This is a genomic window from Pseudomonas sp. S37, assembly GCF_016658545.1.
Lineage (GTDB): Bacteria > Pseudomonadota > Gammaproteobacteria > Pseudomonadales > Pseudomonadaceae > Aquipseudomonas.
In genome coordinates, this window is record NZ_JACVZC010000064.1 from 21,516 (window position 1) to 33,900 (window position 12,385).

Sequence of the window (12,385 nt, forward strand, 5' to 3'; positions counted from 1 at the left end):
AAGCCATACCTGATTCATGCCCCCGGCCGGCTCCCCAAAGGTTCAACGATGTCGCACGTATCCCTGCAACACGGCCTGACCTCGCGTCAGGTTTCCATGATCTCCATCGCCGGTATCATCGGTGCCGGCCTGTTCATCGGTTCCTCCAAGGCCATCGCCTCGGCTGGCCCGGCCATCCTCATCTCCTACGCCATGACCGGCCTGCTGGTGCTGCTGGTCATGCGCATGCTCGGTGAAATGGCTGTGGCCAACCCCAACAGCGGCTCCTTTTCCACCTATGCCGGCGAAGCCATCGGGCCTTGGGCTGGTTTTACCATTGGCTGGCTGTACTGGTGGTTCTGGGTGCTGATCATTCCGGTCGAGGCCATCGCCGGCGCGGATATCCTCCACGCGTGGTTCCCGGCCGTGCCTTCGTGGCTGTTCGCGTTCCTGATCATGGCGCTGCTGGCATGCAGCAACCTGGTCAGCGTGAAAAACTTCGGTGAGTTCGAATTCTGGTTCGCCTTGGTCAAGGTTGTGGCCATCGCCGCCTTCATTGCCGTGGGTGGCATGGCGGTGTTCGGTGCCTGGCCGCTGGCGAACGTGTCGGGCGTCAGCCAGTTGTGGGTCAACGGCGGGTTTGTTCCCAATGGCTGGGGCGCGGTGCTTGGTGGTGTGCTGATCACCATTTTCTGCTTCTTTGGTGCCGAGGTGGTCACCATTGCAGCGGGCGAAACCGCCAACCCGAAGGAAAAAATCCGCCGCGCCACCAACCTTGTGGTGTACCGCATTGCGGTCTTCTACCTGCTTTCGGTGTTTCTGGTGGTGGCGCTGGTGCCCTGGAACGACCCCGCCTTGCAGACGGCCGGTTCGTTCCAGCGGGTACTGGAGGTGCTCAATGTGCCGGGTGCCAAGCTTGTGGTCGACCTGGTGGTGTTGGTGGCGGTCACCAGTTGCATGAACTCGGGCCTGTACACGGCTTCGCGCATGCTCTATTCGCTGGGTGCGCGCGGTGAGGCGCTGCCGCTGGTGAAGGGCGTGTCGCGCAACGGGGTGCCGGTGGCGGCGGTGCTGTTGTCGACATTGGCGGGGTTTGCCGGTTGCCTGGTGAACTATGTGTTCCCCGGCAAGGTGTTCAGCTTCCTGCTGTCGACCACAGGCTCCATTGCCTTGCTGGTGTACCTGGTGATTGCGGTTTCGCAGTTGCGCATGCGCGCGCGTGCCGAACGGCAGGGCGTCGAACTTGCGTTCAGGATGTGGTTGTTCCCGTGGCTGACCTGGCTGGTGATTGGCGCCATTGTGCTGGTGCTGGGCTACATGCTGGTCAGTGATGCCTATCGGTACGAAGCGCTGATGACTGCGGGGGTGACGGTGTTCATCCTGCTGGTGTGCGTGACCCGGCGGCGATTGGGGATGGCGGGGAAGGCGGTGTACGGGGATTGAGTTTCTTGGGGCGCGAAGCGGCCCCAGGATTTCAAGTGTGCGGCACGTTACGAGCAGGCACCCCACCCGCAAACTCCGGCTTCAGATGCCCTTGTTCATCCAGCAGGTAAGCATCCATCACCTCACGCACCACCGGCCCTGCCACCCGGCCACCGGCCTCGCCGTTCTCGATCATCACCGCCACCACCACACTGGGGTGGTCAGCCGGGGCAAAGCCGACGAACAGGGCGTTGTCCCGGTGGCGCTCCAGGGTCTTGTTGCGGTTGTAGCGTTCGCCCTGCTTGATCGCCACCACCTGTGCGGTACCGCTCTTGCCGGCAATCCGGTACTGCGCACCGGCCGCCGCCGCGCGGGCGATGCCGCGCGGGTCGTGCATGACCATCTGCATGCCCTGGTTGACCTGGTCCCAGGCGCGTTTGTCATGCAGCACGATGTCGGGCATCGGGTTGGGGTCGACCGGCGTATCGCCGCCCACGGTCATGGCCAGGTGCGGGCGGTGCCATACGCCCTTGCTTGCCAGCAGGCTGGTGGCCTGCGCCAACTGCAAGGGAGTGACCTGCATGTAGCCCTGGCCAATGCCAAGGATCAGCGTCTCGCCCGGGAACCAGGCCTGGCGCCGGGTAGCACGTTTCCACTGGGCTGAAGGCATCAGCCCGGCAGCCTCTTCGAACATGTCCAGCGACACCTTCTGGCCCAGCCCGAACTCGGCCATGTAATCGTGCAGGCGGTCGATGCCCAGCTTGTGCGCCAGGTCGTAGAAGTAGGTGTCGTTGGACCGCATGATGGCGGTGTACATGTCCACCCAGCCATCACCGCTGCGGTTCCAGTTGCGGTACTTGTGGTCGTAGTTGGGCAATTCATAGTAACCCGGGTCGAATACCCGGCTGCCAGGGGTGATCACGCCGCTGTCGAGGCCGGCGATGGCCACTTCCGGCTTCACCGTCGAGCCGGGCGCGTACAGGCCGCGCAGCACGCGGTTGAACAGCGGGCGGTCGATGGAGTCGCGCAGCGCAGCGTATTGCTTGAAGCTGATGCCCTTGACGAACAGGTTGGGGTCGAAGCTCGGGTTGCTGACCATTGCCAGCACGTCGCCATTGGCCGGGTCCAGTACCACCACCGAGCCGCGGCGGTCGCCCAGGGCCTTTTCAGCGGCCACTTGCAAGTGGGCGTCCAGGGTCAGCACGATGTCCTGCCCCGGGGTCGGGGCCTTGTGGTTGAGCACGCGCATCACCCGGCCCTGGGCGTTGGTCTCGACCTCTTCGTAGCCTACGTGGCCATGCAGCTGGCTTTCGTAGAAGTGCTCGATGCCAGTCTTGCCGATCGACTGGGTGCCCCGGTATTCGGTGCTGTCGAGCACCTTGGCTTCTTTCTCGTTGATGCGCCCCACATAGCCCACCGAGTGGGCGAAATGCTCGGCCATCGGGTATTCGCGGATGAACTGCGGCTCCACCTCCAGGCCCGGAAGGCGGAACTGGTTGACCGCCACCAGGGCAATCTGCTCTTCACTCAGGCCGACCATCAGGGTCACCGGCTCGAACGGTTTGCGGCCGCGGCGCAGGTCCTTGTCGAACTGCTTGCGGTCGTCCTCGCTCAGGCTCAGTACCTGAGCCAGGGTGTCGAGCACCTTGGCCGAGTCGCCGCCGGCGCGCTCGCGGGTCATGGTCAGGTCGAAGCTGGGCTTGTTGTCGGCCAGCACCACGCCATTGCGGTCATAGATCAGCCCGCGCTCGGGGGCGATGGGTAGCACGTGCACGCGGTTGTTTTCCGACACGGCAGTCTGCTGGTCGTGCTGCAGCACCTGCAGCACATAGAGCCGGCCCACCAGCACGGCACACAGGCTGAACACCAGGGCGGCGCAGGCCAGAAGCCGGCGGTTGACCAGGTGTTTTTCCTTTTCGTGGTCCTTGAGGGGGATTGGTTGCGGCATCGGGGGCTCTTTTCTACGGCTTTCGCGTTGGCCGTGCGGGCGCGCGAATGGGCGGGGGATGCTACGCAACACCTCCCGCAGCCTCAAGCCGGGTGCCGACCGGCTGCGGCTGGGTATGGGCTGTGCGCCCCGTGATCAGGGCGCTGGCGAGAAACATGAAGATTTGTTCATGGCTGACACGCTCGTGAACGGTTGAGGGGTGTGTTTTTGTTATTTTGTGGATCCATAAATAAATCGTGTTCGATAATCGAACGTGAAATGATCCTTTCCATAAATTCATAAGATGTTGAAAAACATCAATAAATATCTAATTTTTTAAAGAGATAATGGCATTATGCCGAGCAGAACCCATTTCGCCTGAAGTCGCAGTGATTGTTTGTGGATCCATTATCTGGTTGATTAGCGCCTGACAACGGCCGGAGCCCTCCCGCCGTATGCGACAACAATTACAAAAAGGGTCCAGTCATGAATGGCTTTCCAAGGGTATGGAACCGTCAGGGTTTCTTGCGCTTTGCCTGCGTGTACGCATCTGTTCTCTCACCTGTAAACCGGCAGGTGACCCCATGAATACCGATCTCAAACAACGCCTGGACAACGACCCGATGGGCCGCTTCCAGTGCCTGGCCATTGGTATCTGCATCATCCTCAACATGATCGACGGCTTCGACGTGTTGGTCATGGCCTTCACGGCGGCCTCGGTGTCTGCCGAATGGGGCTTGAACGGGGCACAGGTGGGCTTGCTGCTCAGCGCCGGCCTGTTCGGCATGGCGGCCGGGTCGCTGTTCATAGCGCCATGGGCCGACCGCTTTGGCCGCCGCCCGTTGATCCTGTTGTGCCTGGCGCTGTCCGGCATCGGCATGCTGCTTTCGGCGCTGAGCCAGAGCCCGCTGCAACTGGCACTGCTGCGTGGCCTGACCGGGCTGGGCATCGGTGGCATCCTGGCCAGCAGCAACGTGATTGCCAGCGAGTACGCCAGCAAGCGCTGGCGCGGCCTGGCCGTCAGCCTGCAATCCACCGGCTATGCCTTGGGCGCAACCTTGGGTGGTTTGCTGGCGGTGTGGCTGCTCGGGCATTGGGGCTGGCGCTCGGTGTTCCTGTTTGGCGGCATCGTCACCGTACTGGTGATCCCGCTGGTGCTGTTGTGGTTACCCGAGTCGCTGGACTTCCTGCTGGCACGTCGGCCTGCCAATACCCTGGCCCGCATCAACCGCCTGGCGGCACGCCTCGGTCAGCCGGCACTGGCCCAATTGCCAGCATTGACGGTCGCGGCGCAGGGCACAGCCAGTGGCTTCAAACAGTTGCTGACACCGGCCATGCGCCGCACCACGCTGGTGATCTGGCTGCTGTTCTTCCTGGTCATGTTCGGCTTCTACTTCGTCATGAGCTGGACACCGAAACTGCTGGTGGCCGCCGGCCTGTCGGCGCAGCAGGGCATTACCGGCGGGGTGTTGTTGAGCGTTGGCGGCATCCTTGGCGCGGCGCTGATCGGCGGCCTGGCCTCGCGCTGGCCACTGACCCGCGTGCTGGCGCTGTTCATGCTCATTACCGCAGCACTGCTGGTGCTGTTCGTGGCCAATGGCGCTTCGGTCAGTGCGGCGTTGGCACTGGGGTTGCTGATCGGGCTGTTCTCAAACGGATGCGTGGCCGGGCTGTACGCCTTGTCGCCGGTGGTCTACGACGCCTCCGTGCGCGCCACCGGGGTGGGTTGGGGCATCGGCATCGGCCGCATGGGCGCCATCCTGTCGCCGACCGTGGCCGGAGTGCTGCTCGATGGCGGCTGGCAGCCGTTGCACCTGTACGGGGTGTTCGCCAGCGTGTTCGTGCTGGCGGCGGGCTGCCTGCTGTTGCTGCGGCCGGCAGCCAGCCAGGTGCGGCCGGTAATGGCCGACGCCTAAGCCTGGCCGTCGATGATCGCCTCGGCGACCGTGGCGCAGAACCATTGCAGGGCGGCGGAGTTGTCGCTGTTGGGGTGCCAGTTCAGCGAGACATTGAACTCGGCCACCTGGAACGGCAGCTCGAGCATGCGCAAACCACCGTCCTGCATGAACAGCCGGGCGATCTGTGCCGGCAGCACGGCGAGCAGGTCGGTGCCGGGGATGATCTTCGGCAATACCGAGAAGTGCGGCACCTGCAGGCTGGTGCGCCGCTGCAGCTGCATGCTGTTGAGCACGTCTTCGACACTGCCGTGGCCGGTGGTACGGGTAACGCTGATATGCCGCTCGGCAATGAACTGCTCAAGGCTCAGTTCAGTGCCGATGCGTGGGTGGTCGCAGCTGAGCAGGCACACATAGCGCTCGCGCAGCAACACCTGGCTGCGGGTGCCCGGCACCGGCGGGCGGCAGATGGCGGCGTCGATCTTGCCGCTGGCCAGCCAGTCGCCCACCTGGTCGACCTGCAGTGGCAATACCTCGACTTCGGCGCGTGGGGCGTCGCGGTTCAGGCGCGCCAGGATCAGCGGCAAGAAGCCCATTTCGCCAAGGTCGGAAAGGGCAATGCGGAACCTGCGCTCGGTGGTGGCGGGGTCGAACTGGCGGGTGCTTTGCACGGCGCCCTCAATGCGTGTCAGTGCGTCGCGCAGGGTGCTGTACAGCTGGTCGGCAACAAAGGTGGGCTGGATACCGTCACGGGTGCGGCTGAACAGGGCGTCGTCGAACAGTTCGCGCAGGCGCGCCAGGCCATAGCTGACCGACGGCTGGGTTACGAACAGCCGCTCGGCGGCCAAGGTGACGCTGCGGGCCTCGTAAAGGGTGACGAAGGTGCGGATCAGGTTGAGGTCGATGTGGCTCATGGGGCGCTGTCTTCACATAGATAGGTTTTATTTTTGGTAAAGATAGTATCAATTTGATCAATCTGGCGGTGGCTGCAAAAGTAACTCGAAATCCAAAAACAAGCTTCAAGGGGCTTTATGAAAACTGTTCACGGCGCCACCTACGACATCCTCCGCCAGCATGGCCTGACCACCATCTTCGGTAACCCGGGTTCCAACGAACTGCCGTTCCTCAAGGGTTTCCCGGAAGACTTCCGCTACATCCTCGGCCTGCACGAAGGCGCCGTGGTCGGCATGGCCGACGGTTACGCGCTGGCCAGCGGCCAACCGACCTTCGTCAACCTGCACGCGGCCGCCGGTACCGGTAACGGCATGGGCGCCCTGACCAATGCCTGGTATTCGCACAGCCCATTGGTGATCACCGCCGGCCAGCAAGTGCGCTCGATGATCGGGGTGGAGGCGATGCTGGCCAATGTCGACGCCGCACAGTTGCCCAAGCCGCTGGTCAAGTGGAGCCACGAGCCCGCTACGGCGCAGGACGTGCCGCGCGCCCTTAGCCAGGCGATTCACACCGCCAGCCTGGCGCCGCGCGGGCCGGTGTACGTGTCGATCCCCTATGACGACTGGGCCTGTGAAGCCCCGGCCGGCGTCGAGCACTTGGCGCGCCGCCAGGTCAGCAGTGCCGGGCTGCCGTCGCCGGCGCAGTTGCAGCAGCTGTGCCAGCGCCTGGCGGCCGCGCGCAACCCGGTGCTGGTATTGGGCCCGGATGTCGATGGCAGTGGCGCCAATGGCCTGGCCGTGCAACTGGCAGAAAAGCTGCGCATGCCGGCCTGGGTTGCGCCGTCGGCATCGCGTTGCCCGTTCCCCACGCGGCATGCGTGTTTCCGCGGGGTATTGCCGGCGGCCATTGCCGGCATCAGCCACAACCTGGCCGGGCACGACCTGATCCTGGTAGTGGGCGCCCCGGTGTTCCGTTACCACCAGTTCGCCCCGGGCAACTACCTGCCGGCCGACTGCGAACTGCTGCACCTGACCTGCGACCCGGGCGAGGCGGCGCGTGCACCCATGGGCGACGCCCTGGTCGGCGATATCGCGCTTACCCTCGCGGCTGTGCTGGATGCTGTACCTCAGAGCGCCAGACCAATGCCGGCCGCCTTGCCGGCTGCCGAAGCAGTGGCCGACGACGGTGGCCTGCTGCGCCCGGAAACGGTGTTCGACCTGCTGAATAACCTGGCTCCCAAGGACGCCATCTACGTCAAGGAGTCCACCTCAACCGTTGGCGCGTTCTGGCGCCGCGTGGAAATGCGTGAGCCAGGCAGCTATTTCTTCCCGGCCGCCGGTGGCCTGGGCTTCGGCTTGCCGGCCGCGGTGGGTGTGCAGCTGGCGTCGCCCGCGCGCCGGGTGATCGCTGTTATCGGTGACGGCTCGGCCAACTACGGCATCACTGCGCTGTGGACAGCCGCGCAATACAACATCCCGGTGGTATTCATCATCCTCAAGAACGGCACCTACGGCGCATTGCGCTGGTTCGCCGATGTGCTGGATGTGAACGACGCGCCGGGGCTGGATGTGCCGGGCCTGGACTTCTGCGCGATCGCCCGTGGCTATGGCGTGCAGGCGGTACATGCGGCGACCGGCCGTGCATTCGCCCAGGCGCTGCGTGAAGCGCTGGAGAGCGACCGGCCGGTACTGATCGAAGTGCCGACCCAGACCATCGAGCCCTGAACCCGACCCACACCAGGCGACACCCAACAAAAACAAGAACCGAGGTGGCTATGAAGACGACTTCCGTAAGTGAAGTGATCGATGCTGCACCCTTCAATCGTACGCATCTGCTGATTCTGCTGTGGGGCTGTTTCATCATGCTGTTCGACGGCTATGACATGGTGATCTATGGCTCGGTGGTGCCACGCCTGATGCAGGAATGGCAACTGAGCGCCATCGAAGCCGGCACGCTCGGCAGCTGCGCGCTGTTCGGCATGCTGTTCGGCGGTACCTTGCTGGCGCCACTGGCCGACCGCTTCGGCCGGCGCAAACTGATCATCCTCACCGCCTTGCTGGCCAGCCTGGCGGCGTTCATGACCGGCCATGCGCGCACCCCGCTGGAACTTGGCGCCTGCCGCCTGGTGACCGGGCTGGCACTGGGCGCGCTGGTGCCCAGCGCCGTCAACCTGATCAGCGAGTTCGCCCCGCAAGGGCGGCGCAGCACCATGATTACCGTGATGTCCAGTTTCTACTCCGTCGGCGCTGTACTGTCGGCCTTGCTGGCGATCGTGGTGATCCCCCAATGGGGCTGGCAGGCAGTGTTCTACGTGGCTGTGCTGCCGGTGCTGGCGGTGCCGTTCATGCTGCGCTACCTGCCAGAGTCGGCGGCGTTCCTTGAACTGAAGGGGCGCCGTGCCGAGTTGGAGCAGTTGCTGCTCAAGGTTGACCCGGCGTTTCGCCCGGGTACTGAACTGCGCTTGGCTGGCAGCGGCCAGCCGCAAGACAAGGCTCGCCTGGCGCAGTTGTTCGGCCGTGGCCAGGCCCTGGCCACCGTGTTGCTGTGGGTGGCGTTCGCCATGTGCATGCTGATGAGCTACGGCCTCAATACCTGGCTGCCCAAGCTGATGGCGCAGGGCGGCTATGCCCTGGGTTCAAGCCTGGCGTTCCTGGTAACGCTGAACGTTGGCGCCACAGTCGGTGCGCTGTTTGGCGGCTGGCTCGCCGACCGCCTGGGCGTGCAGCGCACGCTGGCGTTGTTCTTCGTGCTTGCAGCGGTGTCGCTGGCGGCACTGGGGCTCAACCCTGGGCCGCTGCTATTGAACCTGCTGCTGCTGATTGCCGGTGCCACCACCATCGGCACCCTGGCGGTGATCCACGCCTACGCCTCGATTGCCTACCCGGCGCACATCCGCTCTACCGGGGTGGGCTGGGCCGCCGGCATCGGCCGCCTGGGCGCCATCGCCGGGCCGATGCTGGGTGGCAGCCTGCTGTCGATGCAGCTGCCGATCCAGCAGAACTTCCTCGCCTTCGCCCTGCCTGGGGTGATCGGCGCGTTGGCCATCGCCTTCATCCAGGTGCGTGCCCCTCAACAGGCCAGTGAGCCTGAAACTGCCAACAAACCTACCTGCTGAACAAGGAGCCTTGCATGTCTGCCCATAGCCCTCGTTATCAAGACCTTCAGCTGCAGCCGCTTGCCGGCCAGTGGCGTGCCGGCAGCGCCGGCAAGACCCTGAACGTGCACAACCCGTACAACGATGAATTGTTGTTGCAGATTCAACAGGCCAGCCGTGCCGACCTCGATGCCGCCTACCACGAAGCGGCCCGCGCCCAGTTGCACTGGGCCGCCCTGGGGCCGGCCGCGCGTGCAGCGGTGCTGTACGAAGTGGTGGCGATCTTTGACCGGCGCCGCGACGAAATCATCGACTGGATCATCCGCGAGTCCGGCAGTACCCGGCTCAAGGCCCAACTGGAGTGGGGCGCGGCGCGGGCGATTGCGCTGGAGTCGGCCTCGTTCCCGTCGCGGGTACACGGGCGCATCGTCGAGTCCAACGTGCCGGGCAAGGAAAGCCGCGTGTACCGCAGCGCCCTGGGCGTGGTCGGGGTCATCAGCCCGTGGAACTTCCCGCTGCACCTGACCCAGCGCTCCATTGCCCCTGCACTGGCATTGGGCAATGCCGTGGTGGTCAAGCCCGCCAGCGATACCCCGGTGTGCGGTGGTCTGCTGCTGGCGCGCATTTTCGAAGAGGCCGGGCTGCCGGCCGGGGTGCTCAGCGTGGTAGTCGGTGCGGGCAGCGAGATTGGTGATGCCTTCGTCGAGCACCCGCTGCCAGCGCTGATCACCTTCACCGGCTCCACCCCGGTCGGGCGTGGTATCGGCCGCATCGCCAGCGGTGGCGAACACCTCAAGCATGTCGCGCTGGAGCTGGGCGGCAACAGCCCGTTCGTGGTGCTGGACGACGCCGACCTTGAACAGGCAGTCAACGCGGCAGTGTTCGGCAAGTTCCTGCACCAGGGCCAGATCTGCATGGCGGTGAACCGGGTTATCGTTGACGACAGCCTCTATGACGCGTTCGCCGAGCGGTTCGTTGCACGGGTCAGGGCGCTGACGGTGGGGGATCCTGATTCGGCGGCCACCGTGATCGGCCCGGTAATCAATGGCCGGCAATTGCAAGGCCTGCTGGACAAGATCAACCTGGCGCGCGACGAAGGTGCCGAGCCGCTGTACGAGGGGGGCGTCAACGGCAACCTGCTGGCCCCGCATGTGTATGGCGAGGTCACCGTCGACATGGACCTTGCGCGCAACGAAATCTTCGGCCCGTTGGTGGGCCTGTTGCGTGCGCGTGACGAAGCCCATGCGCTGCAGCTGGCCAACGCCAGCGAGTTCGGGCTTTCCAGTGCGGTGTTCAGCCGCAACCTTGAGCGCGCGGTGCGCTTCGCCCGCCAGGTGCGCGCGGGCATGAGCCACATCAACGATATCCCCGTGAATGACGAAGCCAACGCGCCGTTTGGCGGCGAGAAAAACTCGGGGCTGGGCCGCTTCAATGGCGACTGGGCCATCGATGAGTTCACCCGTGATCACTGGGTCAGCGTGCAGCACGTGCCGCGCCAGTACCCGTTCTGATGCATTGAGTCACTGAGTAGCGCCCGGCCTGGCCGGGCATTCATGCAGCTTCTTTACCACGGGCTCCGGGCAGCCTGCGGGGGGCGGCTGCGCCCAAGAAAACTGGAGAACAATAATAATGATGCACACCACCTGCACACTGGCCCGTTCGGCCCTGGCGGTTTCGCTGACGCTGGGCCTGGGGTTGCCGGCCTGGGCCGAAGAGGGGGGCTTCTTTGAAGATGCCAAGGCCGGGCTGACGCTGCGCAACTACTATTTCAACCGCGATTTCCGCGATCCCGGGGCGGCCAAGAGCAAGGTTGAGGAATGGGCCCAGGGCTTTATCTTCAAGTTCAGCTCAGGCTACACCCCGGGGCTGATCGGTTTTGGCCTGGACGGTATCGCCATGTTCGGCGTGAAGCTGGACAGTGGCCGCGGTACCAGCGGCTCCGAACTACTGCCGGTGCATGATGACGGCCGTGCAGCTGACGACTACGGGCGCGCCGGGCTTGCGGCGAAACTGCGCATATCAGCCACCGAGTTGAAGGTGGGTGAACTGCTGCCGGACATTCCGCTGCTGCGCTACGACGATGGCCGCCTGCTGCCGCAAACCTTCCGCGGCGCGATGCTCGATTCGCGGGAGATCGAAGGCTTGAGCCTGCAGGCTGGACAGTATCGCGAGGTGAGCCTGCGCAACTCGTCCGACATGCAGGACCTGTCTGCCTGGGCTGCCCCGGGGGTGACTTCGGACGGTTTCAGCTATGCCGGTGCCGAGTACCGTTTCAATCAGCAGCGCACGCTGATTGGCGCCTGGCATTCGCAGTTGGAGGACATCTATCAGCAAAGCTATTTCAACCTGCAGCACAGCGAGCGGGTAGGGGAGTGGACGCTGGGCGCCAACCTTGGCTACTTCATTGACCGGGATGATGGCCAGGCACGCATTGGTGATATCCAGAGCCGCACCGGTTACGCCTTGCTGTCGGCCGCGCACAGTGGCCACACGCTGTACCTGGGGTTGCAAAAGGTCAGTGGCGACAGCCCGTGGATGTCGGTATATGGCAGTAGCGGCCGGACCTTGGGTAATGACATGTTCAACGGCAACTTCAGCAACGCCGACGAACGCTCGTGGCAAGTGCGTTACGACTACAACTTTGCTGCGCTGGGCGTGCCGGGCCTGCTGGCCATGGTGCGTTACGGGCATGGCGAGAACGCCACCACGGCGGCGGGCAGCAATGGCAAGGAGTGGGAGCGCGACACCGAGGTCAACTACACCTTCCAGAGCGGGGCGTTGAAGAACCTCAACATCCGGCTCAACAACGCAACCAACCGGCGCAGCTTCAACAGCGACTTTGACCAGACACGGTTGATTGTCAGCTATCCGCTGACGTTGTGAGCGGGTTCATCGAGGCGTTGTACCGCCGCGAATGCGGTGGTGGCTGCGACGGTGAATGGCCGGCAGGTCCGGCCCTTTCGCGGGTAAACCCGCTCCTACGACTGCCGGTGCCGAGCCGTTGATGCGTATGCACCCCCGATCAATGTAGGAGCGGGTTCACCCGCGAACAGGGTGGCGGCTGCAACGGTAAATGGTCGGTAGAAATAGGCCGGCAGGTCCGGCCCTTTCGCGGGTAAACCAGCTCCTACGACGGCCGGAGCCGAGCCGCTGATGTGCATGCACCCCCGATCA

The 12,385-nt window shown here is 64.2% G+C and carries 8 protein-coding genes; 6 read left to right on the top strand and 2 right to left on the bottom strand.

Going from position 1 to position 12,385, the window contains the following annotated elements; all coding sequences use genetic code 11:
• Positions 1–48 precede the first annotated feature (48 nt).
• The gene (locus IAE39_RS18570) at positions 49–1,422 is read left to right on the top strand and encodes an amino acid permease (RefSeq protein WP_201205220.1); all 1,374 of its coding nucleotides are present in this window, start codon (positions 49–51) and stop codon (positions 1,420–1,422) included.
• Positions 1,423–1,453: 31 nt separating this feature from the next.
• On the opposite strand, the gene mrdA is transcribed toward IAE39_RS18570, so the two are convergent.
• Positions 1,454–3,349 (bottom strand): penicillin-binding protein 2, encoded by a 1,896-nt coding sequence (mrdA, locus tag IAE39_RS18575; RefSeq protein ID WP_201205222.1) that lies wholly within the window; start codon positions 3,347–3,349, stop codon positions 1,454–1,456.
• Between the two features lie 563 nt (positions 3,350–3,912).
• Between mrdA and IAE39_RS18580 the strand changes: the two genes are divergently transcribed.
• On the top strand, positions 3,913–5,244 hold the full coding sequence (locus tag IAE39_RS18580) for an MFS transporter (RefSeq protein ID WP_201205224.1): 1,332 nt from the start codon (positions 3,913–3,915) through the stop codon (positions 5,242–5,244).
• On the opposite strand, the gene IAE39_RS18585 is transcribed toward IAE39_RS18580, so the two are convergent.
• A complete protein-coding gene (locus IAE39_RS18585) occupies positions 5,241–6,137 on the bottom strand; it encodes a LysR family transcriptional regulator (protein WP_201205226.1) in 897 nt (298 codons plus the stop codon). The genes IAE39_RS18580 and IAE39_RS18585 overlap by 4 nt on opposite strands.
• 117 nt (positions 6,138–6,254) lie before the next feature.
• On the opposite strand from IAE39_RS18585, the gene mdlC reads away from it, so the two are divergent.
• The 4 genes from mdlC (at position 6,255) to IAE39_RS18605 (ending at position 12,094) form a co-directional block, all read left to right on the top strand.
• Positions 6,255–7,841, top strand: coding sequence for a benzoylformate decarboxylase (gene mdlC / locus IAE39_RS18590; RefSeq protein ID WP_201205228.1), 1,587 nt, complete (start codon positions 6,255–6,257; stop codon positions 7,839–7,841).
• A gap of 50 nt (positions 7,842–7,891) precedes the next feature.
• On the top strand, positions 7,892–9,232 hold the full coding sequence (locus IAE39_RS18595) for an MFS transporter (protein WP_201205230.1): 1,341 nt from the start codon (positions 7,892–7,894) through the stop codon (positions 9,230–9,232).
• A gap of 14 nt (positions 9,233–9,246) precedes the next feature.
• On the top strand, positions 9,247–10,722 hold the full coding sequence (locus IAE39_RS18600; RefSeq protein WP_201205232.1) for an aldehyde dehydrogenase family protein: 1,476 nt from the start codon (positions 9,247–9,249) through the stop codon (positions 10,720–10,722).
• Between the two features lie 118 nt (positions 10,723–10,840).
• Positions 10,841–12,094 carry an OprD family porin gene (locus tag IAE39_RS18605; RefSeq protein ID WP_201205233.1) on the top strand — a complete coding sequence of 418 codons (1,254 nt, stop codon included), beginning with the start codon at positions 10,841–10,843 and terminating at the stop codon, positions 12,092–12,094.
• Positions 12,095–12,385: the final 291 nt, after the last annotated feature.

Coding starts and splice junctions, on each gene's coding strand:
- IAE39_RS18570 (WP_201205220.1), top strand. CDS start 49: ATGTCGCACGTATCCCTGCAACACGGCCTGACCTCGCGTCAGGTTTCC.
- mrdA (WP_201205222.1), bottom strand. CDS start 3,349: ATGCCGCAACCAATCCCCCTCAAGGACCACGAAAAGGAAAAACACCTG.
- IAE39_RS18580 (WP_201205224.1), top strand. CDS start 3,913: ATGAATACCGATCTCAAACAACGCCTGGACAACGACCCGATGGGCCGC.
- IAE39_RS18585 (WP_201205226.1), bottom strand. CDS start 6,137: ATGAGCCACATCGACCTCAACCTGATCCGCACCTTCGTCACCCTTTAC.
- mdlC (WP_201205228.1), top strand. CDS start 6,255: ATGAAAACTGTTCACGGCGCCACCTACGACATCCTCCGCCAGCATGGC.
- IAE39_RS18595 (WP_201205230.1), top strand. CDS start 7,892: ATGAAGACGACTTCCGTAAGTGAAGTGATCGATGCTGCACCCTTCAAT.
- IAE39_RS18600 (WP_201205232.1), top strand. CDS start 9,247: ATGTCTGCCCATAGCCCTCGTTATCAAGACCTTCAGCTGCAGCCGCTT.
- IAE39_RS18605 (WP_201205233.1), top strand. CDS start 10,841: ATGATGCACACCACCTGCACACTGGCCCGTTCGGCCCTGGCGGTTTCG.